General features: G+C 72.7%; 19 protein-coding genes. 12 read left to right on the forward strand and 7 right to left on the reverse strand.

The genetic code is table 11. The features are described from left to right. Positions 1-65: 65 nt before the first annotated feature. A complete protein-coding gene (locus GA0070561_RS14870; RefSeq protein WP_091400843.1) occupies positions 66-2366 on the reverse strand; it encodes a HelD family protein in 2301 nt (766 codons plus the stop codon). Positions 2367-2512: 146 nt separating this feature from the next. Here GA0070561_RS14870 and GA0070561_RS14875 point away from each other — a divergent pair, with 146 nt between their 5' ends. Then, positions 2513-3139, forward strand: coding sequence for an SGNH/GDSL hydrolase family protein (locus tag GA0070561_RS14875; protein WP_091400846.1), 627 nt, complete (start codon positions 2513-2515; stop codon positions 3137-3139). A gap of 68 nt (positions 3140-3207) precedes the next feature. Here the strand turns inward: GA0070561_RS14875 and GA0070561_RS14880 are convergent, their stop codons facing one another. Continuing rightward, positions 3208-4335: a LolA family protein gene (locus tag GA0070561_RS14880; protein WP_091400848.1), complete on the reverse strand. Its 1128-nt coding sequence runs from the start codon at positions 4333-4335 to the stop codon at positions 3208-3210. 95 nt (positions 4336-4430) lie between these two features. Between GA0070561_RS14880 and GA0070561_RS14885 the strand changes: the two genes are divergently transcribed. Together GA0070561_RS14885 and GA0070561_RS14890 are read left to right on the forward strand one after the other, a co-directional pair. Beyond that, a complete protein-coding gene (locus GA0070561_RS14885) occupies positions 4431-5087 on the forward strand; it encodes a response regulator transcription factor (protein WP_091400850.1) in 657 nt (218 codons plus the stop codon). Between the two features lie 71 nt (positions 5088-5158). After that, positions 5159-6520: a sensor histidine kinase gene (locus GA0070561_RS14890; RefSeq protein ID WP_091402118.1), complete on the forward strand. Its 1362-nt coding sequence runs from the start codon at positions 5159-5161 to the stop codon at positions 6518-6520. A 28-nt stretch (positions 6521-6548) separates the two neighbouring features. Here the strand turns inward: GA0070561_RS14890 and GA0070561_RS14895 are convergent, their stop codons facing one another. Next, entirely contained in the window at positions 6549-8276 is a 1728-nt protein-coding gene (locus GA0070561_RS14895; RefSeq protein WP_091400852.1) for a tetratricopeptide repeat protein, read from the reverse strand. 57 nt (positions 8277-8333) lie between these two features. Continuing rightward, a complete protein-coding gene (locus GA0070561_RS14900) occupies positions 8334-8795 on the reverse strand; it encodes a MarR family winged helix-turn-helix transcriptional regulator (protein ID WP_091402120.1) in 462 nt (153 codons plus the stop codon). 49 nt (positions 8796-8844) lie between these two features. Between GA0070561_RS14900 and GA0070561_RS14905 the strand changes: the two genes are divergently transcribed. Together GA0070561_RS14905 and GA0070561_RS14910 are read left to right on the forward strand one after the other, a co-directional pair. Further along, a complete protein-coding gene (locus GA0070561_RS14905; protein WP_091400855.1) occupies positions 8845-9366 on the forward strand; it encodes a VOC family protein in 522 nt (173 codons plus the stop codon). Positions 9367-9390: 24 nt separating this feature from the next. Continuing rightward, positions 9391-10275 (forward strand): hypothetical protein, encoded by an 885-nt coding sequence (locus GA0070561_RS14910; RefSeq protein ID WP_091400857.1) that lies wholly within the window; start codon positions 9391-9393, stop codon positions 10273-10275. Between the two features lie 69 nt (positions 10276-10344). Here GA0070561_RS14910 and GA0070561_RS14915 read toward each other — a convergent pair whose 3' ends face one another. Further along, positions 10345-10524 (reverse strand): DUF4236 domain-containing protein, encoded by a 180-nt coding sequence (locus GA0070561_RS14915; RefSeq protein WP_030333600.1) that lies wholly within the window; start codon positions 10522-10524, stop codon positions 10345-10347. Positions 10525-10771: 247 nt separating this feature from the next. Between GA0070561_RS14915 and GA0070561_RS34720 the strand changes: the two genes are divergently transcribed. From GA0070561_RS34720 to GA0070561_RS14945, 7 genes are all read left to right on the forward strand, one after another. Continuing rightward, on the forward strand, positions 10772-10849 hold the full coding sequence (locus GA0070561_RS34720) for a putative leader peptide (RefSeq protein WP_349881247.1): 78 nt from the start codon (positions 10772-10774) through the stop codon (positions 10847-10849). Between the two features lie 131 nt (positions 10850-10980). After that, positions 10981-12012, forward strand: coding sequence for an ABC transporter substrate-binding protein (locus tag GA0070561_RS14920; protein ID WP_091400859.1), 1032 nt, complete (start codon positions 10981-10983; stop codon positions 12010-12012). Further along, positions 12009-12854 carry an ABC transporter ATP-binding protein gene (locus GA0070561_RS14925; RefSeq protein WP_091400862.1) on the forward strand — a complete coding sequence of 282 codons (846 nt, stop codon included), beginning with the start codon at positions 12009-12011 and terminating at the stop codon, positions 12852-12854. The genes GA0070561_RS14920 and GA0070561_RS14925 overlap by 4 nt, the downstream gene beginning before the upstream one ends. Next, positions 12847-13716, forward strand: coding sequence for an ABC transporter permease (locus tag GA0070561_RS14930; RefSeq protein ID WP_091400864.1), 870 nt, complete (start codon positions 12847-12849; stop codon positions 13714-13716). Before GA0070561_RS14925 ends, GA0070561_RS14930 begins: the two co-directional genes overlap by 8 nt. Before the next feature lie 11 nt (positions 13717-13727). Next, positions 13728-15062, forward strand: coding sequence for an LLM class flavin-dependent oxidoreductase (locus tag GA0070561_RS14935; protein WP_091400867.1), 1335 nt, complete (start codon positions 13728-13730; stop codon positions 15060-15062). Next, complete coding sequence (locus tag GA0070561_RS14940; protein ID WP_091400869.1) at positions 15059-15619, forward strand: flavin reductase family protein; 561 nt, start codon at positions 15059-15061, stop codon at positions 15617-15619. The genes GA0070561_RS14935 and GA0070561_RS14940 overlap by 4 nt, the downstream gene beginning before the upstream one ends. After that, entirely contained in the window at positions 15616-16227 is a 612-nt protein-coding gene (locus GA0070561_RS14945) for a malonic semialdehyde reductase (RefSeq protein ID WP_091400871.1), read from the forward strand. The genes GA0070561_RS14940 and GA0070561_RS14945 overlap by 4 nt, the downstream gene beginning before the upstream one ends. A gap of 12 nt (positions 16228-16239) precedes the next feature. Here the strand turns inward: GA0070561_RS14945 and GA0070561_RS14950 are convergent, their stop codons facing one another. Further along, positions 16240-16695: an RrF2 family transcriptional regulator gene (locus GA0070561_RS14950; RefSeq protein ID WP_030333674.1), complete on the reverse strand. Its 456-nt coding sequence runs from the start codon at positions 16693-16695 to the stop codon at positions 16240-16242. Between the two features lie 7 nt (positions 16696-16702). After that, positions 16703-17695 carry a helix-turn-helix transcriptional regulator gene (locus tag GA0070561_RS14955; protein WP_091400873.1) on the reverse strand — a complete coding sequence of 331 codons (993 nt, stop codon included), beginning with the start codon at positions 17693-17695 and terminating at the stop codon, positions 16703-16705. Positions 17696-17798 lie beyond the last annotated feature (103 nt).

Consider the following 17798-nt stretch of genomic DNA (forward strand, 5'->3'; position numbering starts at 1 on the left):
GCGGCGTGATCATGAGGTTGACGTGGCTGACGGAGATCACAGTCCACGTCAACCTCATGATCGACTCAGCGGGCGGGGGTTGGGCGGAGGACGCCCAGGCGTTGGGTGGCGCGGGTCAGGGCCACGTACAGGTCGCTGCGTCCGCGGGGGGACTCGGCCACCATCCGGTCCGGGTCGACCACCAGCACCGAGTCGAACTCCAACCCCTTGGCCTGCGCGACTGTCAACACCACCACCCGGCTCTCCAGCTCCGGATGCTCGCCGACGGCGGCCTCCGGCAGGGCGGCGGTCACCGCCGCACCCAACTCGCCCACCCGGCCGGCCGGCACGAGCACACCGAGCCGCCCCTCGGTCAGCCCGGCCGCCTCCCGGGTGGCCTCGGCGACCAACTCCGCAGCCAATCGACCGTCGGGCACCGTCCGGTCCCACGGCGGTACGCCGCTCTCCCGCACCGAGCGCGGCGGCCGCAGTGCCGGGTCGATCTCGGCCAGTACGTCGGCGGCGACCGCCATGATCTCGGCGGGAGTGCGGTAGCTGACCGTCAGCTCGGTGAGCCGCCACCGCTGCTCGACGTACGGGGCGAGGGCGTCCGCCCAGGACGGCGTGCCGCTCAGGGCGCCGGTCTGTGCCACATCCCCGACGATCGTCATCGACCGGCTCGGGCAGCGGCGCATCAGCAGTCGCCAGGCCATCGGCGAGAGCTCCTGCGCCTCGTCCACGATCACGTGGCCGAACGCCCAGGTGCGGTCGACGGCGGCCCGCTGCGCGGTGGTCAGCCGGTCGGCCTCCTCCTGCCGCTCCAACAGCCGATCCGCGTCGATCAGGTCGGTCACGCCGAGGATCTCACCGCCCTCGGCCTCGTCCTCGACGTCGATCGAGCGGGAACCCCGGGCGATCTCCAGCACGCCCTCGGCGTACTCCCGTTCCATCATCCGGATGCGGTCCCGCCGGGCGGCGGCGGCGCGTTCGTCCTCACCGAGCAGTTCGGCGGCCTCGTCCAGCAGCGGGACGTCCGCCGGGGTCCAGCCACCGGGCTCGCGCCGCAGCAGCGCCCGCTCGTCCTCGCTGAGCATCGGCGCGGCGGCGGCGATCCGGTCCGGGTCGGCGTACAGGTCGGCGAGCAGCCGCTGTGGGGTGAGCACCGGCCACAGCCGGTCCAGGGCGGCCTGGATCTCCGTCTCCTCGCGCAGCTCGCGGCGGATCTCGGCCCGGTCCGCCTCGTCGAGGAGGTTGTCCCCGCCGAGCGGGTCGGCGCCGATCCGTTCGGCCACCTGGTCGGCGAGCGCGTGCACGATCTCCACGTCGAACAGCGCGCGGGACAGGTTGTGCGGTCGGTCGGCGCGGCGGACCCGGTCCCGGGCCGCGCGGACGATCTCCGGTTCGAGGGTCAGCGTCTCCCGCTCGACCTCGATCTCCAGCGGCTCGTCCGGCACCCACTGCCGGTCCCGTACGGCCAGCGCCAACACCTCGGCCAGCACCGCCCGGCCCTTGAGCGCCGCGGTCTCGGCCGGCTCGGTCCGTTGGGCGCTCACCCCGGGAAAGAGATCACCCTGGGTACGCAGCAGCACGCCGGTCTCGGCCAGCGTCGGCAGCACCTGGGAGATGTAGCGCAGGAAGGTCGCGTTCGGGCCGACCAGCAGCACACCACGGCTGGAGAGTTCCCGGCGGTGCGTGTAGAGCAGGTACGCCGCCCGGTGCAGCGCGACAGCGGTCTTGCCGGTGCCGGGGCCGCCCTGGACCACCATCACGCCCGGGAGTTCCGCGCGGATGACCTCGTCCTGCTCGGCCTGAATGGTCTCGACGATGTCGCGCATCCGGCCGGTACGGCCCGCGTTGAGCGCGGCGAGCAGCGACGCCTCACCGGTCAGGTCCTCGTGGGCACCGGGGGAGGCGATGTCGATGTCGAGCACCTCGTCGTTGAGCCCGGTCACCTTGCGCTGCCGGGTGCGCAGGTGCCGGCGACGGCGTACGCCCTGCGGGTTCGCGGCGGTGGCGAGGTAGAACGGGCGGGCGGCTGGTGCCCGCCAGTCCATCAGCAGCGGGTCGTAGTCACCACTGGTGTCGAAGATGCCGATCCGGCCGATGTAGCGGCGGGAGTCGTCGTCGCCGTCGAGACGGCCGAAGCAGAGCCCGTTCTCCACGGCGGAGAACTGTTCGACCTGATCGGCGTACATCGCTACCGAGCTGTCGCGCTGCGAGCGGTCCTGGAGGGTGCCGCCGGTGTTGTGCAGCTCGGCGGTGAGCCGGTGGGCGGCCTGCTCACGCAGTTGGTCCAGCCGGTTGTAGAGCATCGAGACGTACTCCTGCTCGCGACCGATCTCGTCGTCGAGCGGCAATTCGCCGGAACCGCCGGAGTGCCTTGACAAGCCGTCTCCCTAAAGATTAGAATCCTTTGCAGGAACGGCTTTTAGCCGTTCTTTTTTGTGCCTTCGAACTGTTGAAGATAGCGCGTTCCGCCGGTTCTCACCAAGCCGGGCGGTCCGGCGCGCCGGTGATCACGAGGTGGCGGCGGATGATCCTGCGGACCGGGCAACGGGTGGTCTTCATCGGGGACAGCATCACCGATTGTGGTCGACGCGACGTCGCCGCGCCCTACGGCAGCGGATATGTGAGTCTCGTGCGCGCCCTGGTCGACGCCCGGCACCCCGAGTTGGAGCTGGAGTGGGTCAACCGGGGTGTGGGCGGCGACACGGTGCGCGACCTGGCCGCCCGCTGGGACGACGACGCCATCGCCGAGCGCCCCGACTGGCTCGCGGTGCTGATCGGCATCAACGACATCTGGCGGCACTACGGTGACCGGCCGGATGAGGCCGTCGGCATCGAGGAGTACGAGCGCACCCTGCGTGACCTGCTCCGTCGGGCGGTCGACGCCACCGGCTGCCGACTGATCCTCGGCGATCCGTTCTTCATCGAGGCTGACCGGAGCGTCCCGCAACGCGCCGACACCGACCGGTACGCGGCGGTCGTGGCGGGGCTGGCCACCGAGTTCGACGCGGTGCACGTGCCCAACCAGGCGGCGTTCGACCGGGTGCTGGCGGTGAGTCCGGCGACGCGTTGGGCCGGTGACCGCGTCCACCCGTACCTGCCCGGCCACGCGGTCCTCGCCGACGCGTACCTCAGCGCCCTCGGCGTCTCCTGACCTCGGCCTGACCCACAGCGAAGCGCCGGGCCGACCGTCAGGTCGACCCGGCGCGAACACTGCGGAGATCAGCCGCGCGCGGCCTGGTAGAGCCGCTCCGGCGTCACCGCTCCGGCCAGCACCCGGCCGTCGTCGGTGAGCAGGACACTGAACAGCTTGCTGGTGAGGAGCCGACCGCTGCCCCAGTCACCACTGACTGCGGGCAGCCCGCCGAGCAGCTTCGACATGTCCATGTCCGGCCCGGCGCCGGCCGGGGGAGCGGCCGGCTTCGTGGCGGGCTTCCGGCCGACATCGGCCCCGTCGAGGCGGCCTACCAGCACCGTCGTCCAGCCGTCGCCCACCGCGCGGACCTGCGGGTCACCCGTCGGCTTGACGTGACCCGGCTTGCCGGTCGGGCGTTCGGCCTTCTCCTCGTCGACCGTCACGCCGGGCGGCGGGTTGAAGCGGAACTGGTCAGCGTCGGGGCGGCGGTAGTCGACCTGGGTGAAGGCCACCTCGAACGCCGGCCGGTCGCTGCCCTTCGCGAGCACCTCGAAGCGCAGCGGCACGTGCTGCTCGGCGTCGATGGCGATCCGCAGCTGGTGCACCAGGGAGTCCTTGTCGCGCGGCTGGAGCACCAACTCGTACGCGTCCCGGCCGGCGACGGTGGCCGACCGGCCCACGCTGACCTCGGTGCTCGGGTCGATCGCGTCCAACGCCAGGTCGGCGGCCTGCTGCGGGGTGGCTGGCAGGCTCGCCGCCGGTTCGGGGGCGGGCTTCCCGGCTCCGGCGTCGCCGCCCAGCGTGCGGTGGGTGGCGGTGTTGCTGCGGCTCTGCCACGTCCACAGGTCCCGGCCGTTGCGGATGATGTCCTGCTCGCCCAGCGTGTCCATCAGCGCGACCCGCTGCTGGTCCGGCCCGGAATACCAGACCCGCAGGGTGTGTGTGCCGGTCAGCAGGGTGGTCAGCTCGTTGCCGGGAACCAGCCCGACGAGGGGCGGCAGGCCCAGGTCGGCGCGTTGCACGACGGTCCCGGACAACCCCTCCAACCGGGATGTCTGCAGGTCGACCAGGAGCTGAGCGGCGGTTCGGGGCGGCAGGCTCGGCTCGGCCTCGGCGGCGAACGTGCCGATCGCCGCGCCACCGCCGATGACGGCGACGGCCGCGGTGGCCGGAACCAGCCAGCGAAGGACGGGACGGCTTCTCAGAACGGACATGGTGGCACCTCCTGCGGCCATCCTGCCTCGTCGGTGCTGTGAACGCGCTGAGGACACCAAACCGCGCCGATTGACCCGGGTGGCACCCTTGAGCTGTGCGGGTGCTGGTGGTGGAGGACGAGGCCCGGTTGGCGGCTGCCCTGCAACGCGGTCTCCAGGCGGAGGGGTTCGCGGTGGACGTGGCGGCAACCGGCCCGGCGGGCCTGGACGCGGCCCGGCACGGCGGGTACGACGCGATGATCCTCGACGTGATGCTGCCCGGCCTTTCCGGGTACGAGTTGGTCCGACGGCTGCGCGCGGAGCAGCACTGGTTGCCGGTGCTGATGCTCTCCGCCAAGGACGGCGAGTACGACCAGGCCGACGGCCTCGACTGCGGCGCAGACGACTACCTGACCAAACCCTTCTCGTACGTGGTGCTGCTGGCCCGGCTTCGGGCCCTGCTGCGTCGGGGCGCGCCGGTGCGCCCGACCGTGCTGGCGGTCGGTGACCTGCGACTGGACCCGGCCCGCCGGCGGGTGACCCGGGCGGACGCCGAGGTGGCGCTGACCGCGCGGGAGTTCGCACTGCTGGACTACCTGATGCGCCGGCCAGGCCAGGTGATCTCCAAGGTCGAGTTGTTGGACCACGTCTGGGACGCGAGCCTGGAGACCGCGCCGAACGCCGTCGAGGTGTACGTCGGCTACCTGCGCCGCAAGCTCGGCCGGGACCGGCTGGAGACGGTCCGGGGCGCCGGCTACCGGCTGGCAACGTGACGGCCGGCGGCCCGGCATCCACCCGGGCCAGGCTCGGCTGGATGCCGGTCCTCGGGCTGCGCGGGCGGCTCATGGCGATCGGTGTGGTCGGTCTCACCATCGGGCTGGCCTTGGGCGGGGTGGTGCTGCTCGGCGCGCTCAGCTTCGTGCTCCAGCGCACCGTCGACACCGAGGCGTTCCGCACCGCCGACGCAGTCGCCCTGCTCGCCGCCGAGGACGCGCTGCCCGACCCGCTGCCGGTGGCCGGGGGCCAGGTCCGCGTGCAGGTCATCGACGGGCAGGGACGAATCCTGGCGGCCTCGATCGACGCCGACCGCCTGGTGCCGATGGTCCGCCCCGAGCGACTGAACCGCGACGGTCGGCAGCGGCTGGAGGTGCCGGCCGAGCGGGTCGGGCTCGTCGGCCCGGTCCGGGTGGTCGCCGTACCCGCCGGCACTGCGGCCGACCCGCTCACCGTGCTGGTCGCCCGCTCGATGGCCGACGTGCGGCACAGCACCCATGTGGTCCGGACCATCCTGCTGGTGGCGTTCCCCCTGCTGGTGGCCGTGCTGGCCGCGGTGGCGTGGCGGGTGGTGGGGGCGACCCTGCGGCCGGTCGAGGCGTTACGTCGAGGTGCCGAGGAGATCACTGGGAGGGCCGGCGCCGGCCGGCTGCCGGTGCCGGCGTCGGCCGACGAGATCCACCGTCTGGCGGTCACCCTCAACGGCATGCTGGGCCGGCTGGAGTCCGCCCGTGTGCGGCAGCGGGCCTTCGTCTCCGACGCCGCACACGAGCTGCGCAGCCCGTTGACCAACATCCGGACCGAGCTGGAAGTTGCCCAGCGCCTCGCCGATCGGACGGACTGGACGGCGGTGACCGCCAACCTGCTCGCGGACACCGACCGGTTGAGCCGCCTGGTCGACGATCTCCTGCTGCTGGCCCGCCTGGACGAGGCTCCGCCGGCCCGGGGGACCGGCCCGGTGGAGCTGGGCGCGTTGCTGACCGAGGTCGCCGCCCGCTATCCGTCACCGCCGGTGCGGGTGACGCCGCCGGTCGGCCCGCTCTGGACGGTCGGCACCGTCGAGGAGTTGCGTCGCGTGCTGGCCAACCTGGTCGACAACGCGGTACGCCATGCGCAGGGTGATGTCGTGCTCGCGGCCGAAGCGACGTCGACGACGACCGGTCCTGGCGTCGGGGCGTACCACCTGGTGACGGTGACCGACGACGGCCCGGGGATCGCGACGGCGGACCGGGAGCGGGTCTTCGACCGGTTCACCCGGCTGGATGACGGACGGGCCCGCGACGACGGAGGCGCCGGTCTGGGGCTGGCCATCGTCCGGGAGTTGGTAAGACGCGCGGGCGGCAGCATCACCCTGACCGACGCGCCGGAGCAGCGAGGACTACGGGTGTGTCTGCTGCTGCCAGCGTTGCCGGCCGAGGACGGCCAACGGTAGACGGCCCGTGACGGCGACCTTTTGCGGGTCAGCGGCGGCTGGTGCAGACCTGCTTGGAACGGGCCACGGTGTCGGTGGACCAGGCGACGGCGACGGTGAAGCAGAAGTCGTTGGTGCGGTTGAGCGCGTAGATGACGAAGCTGGTGGTGCCGGCGGGCAGCGTCGCGAAGATGTTGTGGGTCTGGCCGGTGCGGCCGCCAGCGATGACCACCGGGCCCTCGCCGCCGGCCGGATAGGTCCAGTTCAGCGCGATGCTGTCCCGGTTGTCGCGCAGGGTCACCGCGCTGGGTGGGGTGCCGGGCGGCGCCGCGGCGGCAGCCGACGTGGGTGCCGTGCCGCCCGGGGCGGGCGCGGTGCTGGCCGACGCGCCGGCGGTGGGGGAGGCGCTGGCCGGCGGCGGGTTCGGTTCGTCGTCGCCGTCGACCCGGGCCACCCCGGCGATCACCGCTGCGGCGCCGAGGAGCACCACGACCACGCCGGCCACCAGCACCGGTACCAGCCGGTTGCGCTGCGCCGGCGGTGCGCGGTGCACGGGCACCGGCAGCAGCCGCGACGGCGTGTACGGCTCGACCGCGGTGTGCGGGTCCGCCCGCGCGTACGGCGCGTAAGGGTCGTACGGGTCCGGCCGCGCGGCCGGGTCGGACGGCGCGTACGGGTCCGACCGCGCCTGCGGGTCGCGCGACGTGTGCGGGTCGGACGGTGGGTACGGGTCGGACGGCGCGTACGGGTCGGACGTTGCGTACCGGTCGGTGGGGGCGGCTGGGCGGTGCAGCCGGTACACCCCCGGCTGCTCCTCCGTGCCGCCGGCCAGCCCGACCACCGACGGGGGCACCGGAGGGTCGGTGGGGTGGGGCGACGGCTCGTCGGCCGCTTCGGTCGACCATCTGCTGCCCGTCGACCCGACCGCCTCGTCGGAGGGCAGCCGGGGGTTCGGCACCGCCCCGGCGTGGTGGGTCGCGGCTGCCTGCGGGTGGTAGCCGGATTCGGCCGGCCCGTCGCCGTGCGGTGGGACGCGGGCGGCCGGCACGACCGGCGTGTCCCGAGCCGTGGGCGGGTTGTCGGCGCAGGCGTGGTCGGGACTGGCCGCCGCCCGGGCCAGGGCCGCCACCTGGGTGGCCAGCGGGTCGTCGGCGGGCAGGTGCTGGCGGCACAGCTCACGGGCGAGAGCCAGGTTGTCGTGTGCCTCGGCGAACTGCCCGCAGTCGCGCTGCATCGCCCCGAGCCGCGCCAGCATCTTGATGCCGCTGGGGTGCCCGTCGCCGTACACCTCGCGGTGCAGCTCCCAGGCGTCCTGGAGGCGGTCGCGGGCCACCGTGCACTGGCCGCGCGCGTACTCGACGGTGGCCAGGTCGGCGTGCGCGGCGAGCACCCGCAGGGACTCCGGGCCGTCCTGCGCGGTCAGCTCGATGATGACTTCCTGGTAGAGCCGTGCCGCCCGGGAGTGGCTGCCGACCCGGTGCAGCACCGCGGCCAGAGTCGCCGCCGCGGCCACCGTGCGCGGGTCGGCGCGGCCGTGCAGGCGGGTGGTCGCCGCGTACGCGAAGGCGGCCCATCCGCGTGCCGAGTGCGGCTCGCCGAGGGCGATCAGCACCCGCGCCTGGAGGCTGGCCGCCTCGGCCAGCTCGGGGGTGGCGTTGGCCGGGCGGGGGTCGGCGTCGGTGAGCGCGTCGGACAGCAGTTGCTGTGCGCCGGCCAGATCGCCGGAGGACACGAGGTGGTGCGCCTGATCAGTCAGTTCACCGAAGCCGGAAGACACGCCCCATCGTGCTCATCCGACGACGGTAAGTACAAGACCCGCGCCGGTGTCGATTGGTCAGGATCCGGTCAGGTGGTCGGCCAGGGTCTCGCTGATCCGGCGTAGCTGGTCGACCTGGGCAGGGCTCAACGCGTCGAACAGGTGTCGGCGTACCCCCTCGACGTGGCCGGGTGCGGCGGCCGCGAGGGTGGCGAAACCCTCGTCGGTGAGCAGCGCGATCTGCCCGCGCCGGTCGGTGGGGCAGTCCTCGCGGCGCACCCAGCCGGCGGCCTCCAGCCGGGCCACGGCGTGCGAGAGCCGGCTGCGCGACGACCCCGCAGCCTGCGCCAACTGGCTCATGCGCAGTTGACGACCGGGGGCCTCGGAGAGCTGGACCAGGATCTCGTAGTACGCGTGCGGCATGCCCGCCTCACGTTGCAGCTCACGGTCGAGAGTGTCCATCAGCACCCGGGAGGCGGTGAGGTACGCGCGCCACGTGCGCTGCTCGTCGGGGTCCAACCAGCGGGTCATGACCGCCATCATACTCCCGATGGTTGAAGGTTCAACTAAACCGCGCTAGTCTCGGGTCATGGGTATCCACCGGCTCAACCACGCGGTCCTCTACGTCAGTGACCTCGCCCGCAGCGTCGCGTTCTACCGTGACGTGCTGGGCTTCCGCCCGGTGGCGATGACCCCGGACGGCTTCCGGGGTGCCACCTTCCTCCAGGCCCCCGACTCCACCAACGACCACGACCTCGGCCTCTTCGAGATCGGCGCGGGCGCCGGTCGGTCGACCGCCGGCCGGTCCACCGTCGGCCTCTACCACCTCGCCTGGGAGGTGGACACGCTCGACGAGTTGGCCGCCACCGCCGAGCGGCTCGCCGCGGCCGGCGCACTGGCCGGCACCTCCGACCACGGCACGACCAAGAGCCTCTACGGCAAGGACCCGGACGGTCTGGAGTTCGAGGTGGTCTGGCTGATCCCGGCCGACCTGCTCGACGACACGGCGCTGGCCGCCCGCAAGCAGATCGGTCGGCTCGACCTGGACGCCGAGCGGCAGCGTTACGGCGGCCAGACCCGGGGCGGGGTGGGGATCTCCGTCCCGGCCTGACCGCCCGTACGGTAGAACGGACCGATGCCGACCGACCGGACCACTGATTTCCTCCGCGAGCTGCTGGTCCGCCAGTTGACGACCTGGCTGCCCGCGGCCCTGCACCGCTCCCGGCGGGCCACCATAGCCCTCGCGGGCGCCGACGCGGGCAGCGCGGAGGCCGCGCTGCACCTGGTCGCCACGCACGGCGACCAGGTGCGCGGCCGGCAGGTGACGGTGCTGGTGCTGGCCGACGCCGCCGCCGACCTGCCGGCCCGACTCGGCCCGATCGAGGCGGAGTTGCCCGCCGAGGTCACCGTGCACCTGCTGCCCGGCGACGCCTACCGGCTGCCGGTCGCGGTGAAGGCCGCCGGGGCGGCCGGCGCGCCGCTGTTCTCCTTCGTGGACCTGCCAGGCGCGATGACGCCGAAGCTGCTCACCGCCGCGACCAACGGCCGGACCGGAGAGCTGCTGCTGCACACCGGCGACAGCGCCCGAGACCTGCTCGTCTCCGCCGGCTTCCCACTGGTCGCCGAGGTGGCACCGGTGCTGTCCGGCGGCGAGGCTGCCGGGGTGATCGCGTTCGGCAGCCGCTCCGACCGGAGTCTGGAGGCCGTCCGTGACGCGCTCTGGGAACTCGGCGCGGACCTCGACGTGCGCTATCGCGACCCGCTCGACCCGACCGGCACGACTGTCGACGTGGTCGGCGATCCCGACCTCGAACCGCTGGCCCACGAGTTGCTGGCGGAGGTGCGGGCGGGTGGGCCACGGTCGGTCACCGAGCTGCGTCGGCACACCCTCACCGCGACCGTCTATCGGGCCGCCGACGCCAACCAGGCGCTCGTCGACCTGATCGACGCCGGTGCCCTGCGACGCGATCGCGAGTCCGGGCGGCTGGCCGGCGACGAGATCATCACCCTGGCGCGCTGAGCACCCCCCGGGCAGACGCCGAGCGGGGTGCCGGTGAATCACCGGCACCCCGCTCGACTCCCGGGATGCTTACGACCGGGACTTGTCCTGCTTCCAGCTCAGCGGACCCGGCAGGTCGACCCGGTGCGCGCGAGCCTTGGAGTTCCAGGACCAGCGACCGATCTTGATGCTCCACGAGGAGAAGCCGTTCTCGGTGAAGTTCAGGATGATCGGACCGTACTTCTTGCGCTTGCGAAACATGAGGCCCATCGGAGGTCTCCCCTCGTCACCGTTCCCTGCCGTGTCGAGATCGAACATGCCCGAACCGACAACTTTTGAAACCCTCTCGCTGTCCGCCCTGGACGGTCGCCCACCGGACGTCCAATCTCTATCCACCAGATAGGTGTTGCGGCACGGTAAACGCTGCTCGTGGCGCTTCGTAACATCGGCAGCGATAGAAGTCTCATCTTCTGGAAGGTCGTTGACCGCTCGTTCCGATCCCCGGCAGCATGGGGTCATGTCGCAGCGGGATGAGCTTCTCCTCACCGCTCGTGTGCACGTCGACCTGGTTCGGCACGCGAGCGCGCTCTGTTGAGCTGACCGGTCCATCCGGCTCGGCTCCAGCGCCGCACTCCCATCGCCCGCCCGCTCAACGCGGAGCAGCGTGCCCGCACGCCCTCATCCGGGCGTCCCCGCTCCCATCGTGGACAGATCAGGAGACTCCTCATGTCCCCACCCCGTCGTGCCATTCTGCGTACCCTCGCCGCCGTTGCGGCGCTGGTCGTGCTCACCGCCACCGCCGGCTGCGGCGGTGACGCGGCAGCCGACGACGCCCAGGCTGACGAGTTGCGCTACCAGGGCTCGGTCGGTCAGGTCACCCTTCCCGAACTCGCCGCCGACCTCGGCTACCTCGGCGACGTCAAGCTCAAGTGGATCGGCAACGTCACCGGTGGTCCGCAGGACATCCAGGCCACGGCCACCGGGCAGAGCGACTTCGGCGGCGCGTTCAATGGCGCCATCGTCAAGCTCGCCACCGCCAACGCCCCGATCACCGCGGTGGTCAGCTACTACGGCTCGGACGCGCAGACCTTCCAGGGCTACTACGTGCTCGACGACAGCCCGGTCCGCAGTCCCCGTGACCTGATCGGCAGGAAGGTCGGCATGAACACCCTCGGCGCGCACGCCGAGGCCGTGCTCAAGACCTGGCTCGCCCGCGGCGGTCTCACCTCCGCCGAGATCAAGCAGGTCGAGCTGGTCGCCCTGCCACCGGTCAACACCGAGCAGTCGCTGCGGCAGCGGCAGATCGACGTCGCGGTGCTCGGCGGGGTGATCCGGGACAAGGCGGTCGCCAGTGGCGGCATCCGCACCATCTTCACCGACTACGAGTTGCTCGGCGCCTTCAGCGGGGGCACCTACGTCTTCCGCGACGACTTCATCAAGCGCAACCCGGAGACCGTCAAGGCTTTCGTCACCGGGGTCGGCAAGGCCATCGAGTGGGCCCGCACCCAACCCCGGGAGACGGTGGTCGCCCGGATGCGGGACATCATCGGCAAACGTGGCCGCAACGAGGACCCGTCGCTTGTCGCGTACTGGAAGAGCAGTGGCGTCGCCGGCCGTGGCGGCGTGATCGGCGAGCAGGAGTTCGGCACCTGGATCGACTGGCTCGCCGCCGAGGGCGAGCTCAAGGGCGACCGTCCGAAGCCCGGCGGCATCTACACCAACCGGTTCAACCCCTTCGTGGACGGGGGGAGCGCGTGAGCACTGACAAGATCCTCTTTGATCGGGTGAGCAAGACCTTCCCGGTCCACGCCAGCCGGCGTGGCGGCGCCGGCGCGGTGACCGCGCTGGACGAGGTCACCCTCGGGGTACGCCCCGGCGAGTTCCTGGTCGTCGTCGGCCCCAGCGGCTGCGGTAAGTCCACGCTGCTCGACCTGCTCGGCGGGCTCACCGAGCCGACCTCAGGGCGGGTGCTCGTCGACGGTCGGCAGGTCACCGGCCCCGGGCTGGACCGGGGCATCGTCTTCCAGCAGTACGCGCTGCTGCCCTGGCGCACCGCCGCCGGCAACGTCGCGTTCGGCCTGGAGGCCAAGGGGGTGCCCCGCGCCGAACGCGCCACCCTGATCGAGCACCACCTCGACCTGGTCGGCCTGCGCGGGTTCGCCGACCGCTACCCGCACGAGCTGTCGGGCGGGATGAAGCAGCGGGTGGCCATCGCCCGCAGCCTCGCGTACGACCCGGACGTGCTGCTGATGGACGAACCGTTCGCCGCCCTGGACGCGCAGACCCGCGACTCGTTGCAGGACGAGCTGGTACGGATCTGGGCGCGCACCGGCAAGACGATCGTGTTCATCACCCACGGCATCGACGAGGCCGTCTACCTGGGTCAGCGGGTGGCGGTGCTGACGTCCCGGCCCGGGCGGCTCAAACAGGTCATCGACATCGACCTCGGCGACCGGGACGCGGTCGAGGACGTCCGCTCCACCGACGCGTTCCGCCACCACCGCCACCAGATCTGGACCCTGCTGCGGGACGAGGTGCGGGCCGCCCAGGCGGCCGAGGGCACCGGCGTCCGCCACACCGAGGAGGCCCGCGTTGGTTGACATCGCCGAACGTCCCACCCGACTCGTCGGCCCACCCACCGTGCCCCGCGCTGCGGCCGACGACCGTGCCGTTCCCGGTCGCGCCGGTCGGCTGCTCGGCATCGGCGCGAAGGTGCTGCACCGCACCGTCGCCATCGCCGCGCTGGCCGCGATCTGGGAGGGCGCACCCCGGCTCGGGCTGGTGGACCGGGTCTTCCTGCCGCCGCTGTCGGAGGTGCTGGTGGCCTGGTGGGAGTTGCTGCGCAGCGGGCAGCTCGCCGAGCACGTGGGCGCGAGCCTCACCCGGTCGCTGGCCGGGCTCGGTCTGGCGGTGCTCACCGCCATCCCGCTCGGGTTGCTGATCGGCTGGTACCGGCCGCTCGCCGAGCTGCTCAGCCCGCTGCTGGAGGTGTTCCGCAACACCGCCGCGCTGGCCCTGCTGCCGGTGTTCGTGCTCATCCTCGGCCTGGGGGAGACTTCCAAGATCGCCCTGGTGCTGTACGCGTGCTCCTGGCCGATCCTGCTGAACACCATCGCCGGGGTGAAGGGCGTCGACCCGCTGCTGATCCGGTCGGCCCGCTCGATGGGGCTCAACCACCTGCGGCTGTTCCAGAAGGTGATCCTGCCGGCCGCGGTGCCGACCATCTTCACCGGCGTCCGGCTGGCCGGGGCGTACTCGATCCTGGTGCTGGTCGCGGCCGAGATGGTCGGCGCGAAGGCCGGGCTCGGCTACCTCATCAACTACGCGCAGTACAACTTCGCGATCGCCGACATGTACTCCGGGATCATCACGATCTCCGCCATCGGCCTCGTCGTCAACCAACTCCTCGTCGCCCTCGAACGTCGCTTCTCCACCTGGCGCGTCGACGTCTCTGCCGGATAGGACGGACACCAATGACCCGCACCCTGCACCTCAACGCGTTCCTGATGGGCGTCGGCCACCACGAGGCCGCCTGGCGGCACCCTCGCACCGACCCGCGTCGGGTCACCGACGTACGGCACTTCCAGGAGCTGGCCCGGATCGCCGAACGCGGCACCCTCGACTCGCTCTTCCTCGCCGACGGTCTCTCGGTCGGGCCGAACCCCCGGCACAACATCCAGGCCGTCTTCGAACCGCTGACCCTGCTCGCGTCGCTCGCCGCGCTGACCGAACACATCGGTCTCATCGCGACGGTCTCCACCACCTACAACGAGCCGTTCCACACCGCCCGCAAGTTCGCCTCGCTGGACCACCTCAGCGGCGGCCGGGTCGGCTGGAACATCGTCACCTCAGCGCAGGAGCGGGAGGCGGTCAACTTCAACCGGGACAGCCACCCCGCCCACGCCGACCGGTACCGGCGGGCCGCCGAGTTCGTCGACGTGGCAATCAAGCTCTGGGACAGCTGGGAGGACGACGCGCTGGTCTTCGACACGACGGCCGGGGTGTTCGCCGACACCGACCGGGTGCACGAGGTGGCGCACCGCGGGCCGGAGTTCCAGGTCCGGGGCCCGCTGAACATCCCCCGGGGCCCGCAGGGCCGACCGCTGCTGGTGCAGGCCGGCTCGTCGCCGGACGGGATAGCCTTCGCCGCCCGCTACGCCGAGGCGGTCTTCACCGCGCAGCAGACCCTCGCCGACGGGCAGAGCTTCTACGCCGAGCTGCGCCGGCAGGTCACCGCCGCCGGCCGCGACCCGGAGCTGGTGAAGGTCCTGCCCGGCATCGCGCCGGTGCTCGGCGGCACCGAGGCCGAGGCGCGGGCGCTCGCCGCGGAGCTGGAGGAGCTGATCGTCCCCGACTACGCAGTGGCCCAGCTCTCCGGGATGCTCGGCATCGACCTGACCGGCCTGCCGCTGGACGGGCCGCTGCCGGAGCTGCCGGCCGCCGGCACCGTGCAGGCCCACCAGAGCCGCTACCAGCTCGTCACCGAGCTGGCCCGCCGGGAACAGCTCACCATCCGCCAGCTGATCGGCCGATTCGGCGGCGGGCGGGGTCACCGGGTCGTGGCCGGTACGCCGGAGCAGGTCGCCGACCAGATCGAGCTGTGGTTCAACCACGGTGCCGCCGACGGGTTCAACATCATGCCGCCGCACCTGCCCGGCGGGCTCGCCGACTTCGTCGACCACGTGGTGCCGGTGCTGCGCTCCCGTGGGCTGTTCCGCACCGAGTACACCGGTCGGACGCTGCGCGAGCACTACGGCCTGCCCCGACCGGCCAGCGCGTACGCCGCGTCGGCCCTGGTGCCGGCATGACCACCGTGGAGCGCCCCTCGGCGGACATCACCGAGCTGCGACCGGTGAACCCGGACCTGTTCCGCGCTCTGCTGCGGCGGCAGGCCAGCACCGTCACAGTGGTCACCGCTGTCGCCCGCGCCACCGACCCCGCCTGCCTCGGTGGGATCGGCGCGCCCATCCGGGCGGGCTTCACGGCGACCTCGTTCACGTCGGTGTCGCTGGACCCACCGCTGGTCTCGTTCTGCCTCGGGGTGGCGTCGTCGAGTTGGCCGGTGCTCGCCCGCGCCGAGCACGTTGCCGTGCACCTGCTCGGCGCCGGGCAGCGGGAGGCCGCCACGGTCTTCGCGACCAGTGGCATCGACAGGTTCGCCGCGTACCCGGACTGGACATCGGGACCGTTCGGGGTGCCGCTGCTCGACGGGGTGCTGGCCCGGCTGCTCTGCCGGGTGGTGCACCGGGTCCCGGCCGGCGACCACACGCTGGTGATCGCCGAGCCGCTGGCGCTCGGCGACGGCGGCGACGGCGCACCGCTGGTGCACCACCGGGGCGGCTACACCACCGCCGTTTCCCCGTGACGGCACCGACCACGGCCGACCTGCTCGCGTTGGACCGGGCCGCCCAGGACCTGCTGTTCCGGGCGGCCCGCACGGCCAACACGTTCACCGACGAGCCGGTCACCGACGCCCAGGTCGCGGCGATCCACGACCTGATCCGGTACGGGCCGACCGCGTACAACGGCCAGCCGTTGCGGGTGCTGCTGCTCCGCTCGCCGGCGGCGCGCGCCCGACTGCTGCCGTACGTCTCGTCGAGCAACCGGGCGAAGACGGCCAGCGCGCCGCTGACCGCGGTCCTAGCCGCCGACGTGGACTTCCACCAGCGGCTGCCCGAGCTGTATCCGCACCGTCCGCAGGCGCGGGACTGGCTGGCGGACCGGGCGGCGCGGGTCGAGCAGGCCCGGTTCAGCGCGACCCTCCAGATCGGCTACCTGCTGGTGGGTGTACGCGCCGCCGGGCTGGCCGCCGGCCCGATGGCCGGGTTCGACGCGGCCGGGGTGACCCGCGAGTTCTTTCCCGACGGCCGGCACGAGGCGCTGCTGCTGCTCAACCTGGGCCACCCCGGCCGGGACGCCTGGGAGCGGCGGCTGCCCCGGCTCAGCACCGAGGAGGTGGTGTGGACGCTGTGAGCCGACCCAAGGTCAGCGCGGTTCCCACGCGTCGGGCAGCGCGGTGAGCTTGCGGACGTGCGCGGGCAGTCGACCGCTGACGATCTCGGCGAGGCTCACCTCGTCGACGACCCGCCGCACGGCGGCGCGCACCGCCACCCACAGGCCGGGCAGGTTCTCCGCCGAGCCTTCGTACCGGGTCTCCTCGGGGCGCAGCCCGCGTACCCCGGCCAGCGGGCCCTCGACGGCGCGCAGCACCGCGCCGACGGTCACCTCGCGTGGTGGCCGGGCCAGCGTGTAGCCGCCCTCGGCGCCGCGCTGCGCGCGGACGATGCCGGCCCGGCGCAGATCCGCCAGGACCGCCTCCAGGAACTTGCGGGGCATGTCCTGCTCCGCGGCGATGGCCTGGGTGGACAGCAGCGAGGGGTACGCGGTGGCGAGGCTCAACGCCGCCCGTACCGCGTAGTCGCCGCGCGCGGAGATCTGCACCCTGCCATCATGCCCGCCCGGTGCCGCCCGGCCCTCCGGCGGGCGGCCCGGACCTCGTGGCGTGCCCGCCGTTGGTGGGTTCGCCCGGGGTGCCGCTGCGGAACCAGCCGCCGTTGACGCCCGTCGACTCGGCCGGCGGTCGAGGTCGGACCACCCGGCCGGCCACCGGCTGATCCCGGGCGGCCCGGAACGCGCCGGGGCTGACCCCGACCTCGCGGGTGAAGAAGCGGCCGAAGTTGGTGGGTTCGGAGAAGCCGAGCCGCCGACCGATCTGGGCGATCGGCTGATCCGTCGCGGCCAGTAACCGGCTGGCCTGCAACGCGACCCGCTCGTCGATGACCTGTTTGGCGCTGCGACCGGTGACGGCCAGGCAGGCCCGGGTCAGGGTCCGCACCGAGCAGCCGAGCTCGGCCGCGTAGTCCTCAACCCGCCGGGTGTGCGGGTAGCCGTGCTCCACCTCGCGGCGGAACCGGTGGAACGTCTCGTCCTCGGGTCGGGACGGCGACCGGTCGTCGTGGGCCACGGCCAGCCGCAGCAGCAGCACGGCCAGTTGATGCCGGAGCAGCGCGCGGGCGGTGGGGCCGTCGGGGTGCCGCCGACAGTCCACCGCCAACTGGCTCACCTCGCTGATCACCGCGTCCTCGTCCTCACCGGCCAACTGCCGCCAGGTCGCGGTCGTGGTCAGGTCGACGTCGAAGTCGCGCAGCGCCTCGGGATCCCAGGCGACCACTGTGGCGTCGAACTGGGGGCCGGCGCAGCGCAGCACCTGGCCGGGGCGGACCCGAAGCAGCGTGCCGGGCCGGCACGGCAGCAGATGAAAGTCGAGTTCCGCGTCGCCGTGCCCACGCGTGGTGAGAATCAACAGCTCCCGCTCGACGATCACCGGCCGACGCCAGCCCGGGGCACCGGCAAGATCGGCCAGCGCGAACGTGGCTATCTCGTCGGTGACGGGAGACGCCGTTCCGATCGATGGCGCGGGGGAGGAATCGGTGGAGACCATCGCCTGCGACGGTAGCCCGAACCGCAGGTCACCGCATCCCGATCGACGTTCGTAGCGGAATCCGCGGCAAGCCGCGGGCTTGTCCCGCTCCCGGCGGCCGGGC

The organism is Micromonospora saelicesensis, from assembly GCF_900091575.1.
Taxonomy (GTDB): Bacteria; Actinomycetota; Actinomycetes; order Mycobacteriales; family Micromonosporaceae; genus Micromonospora; species Micromonospora saelicesensis.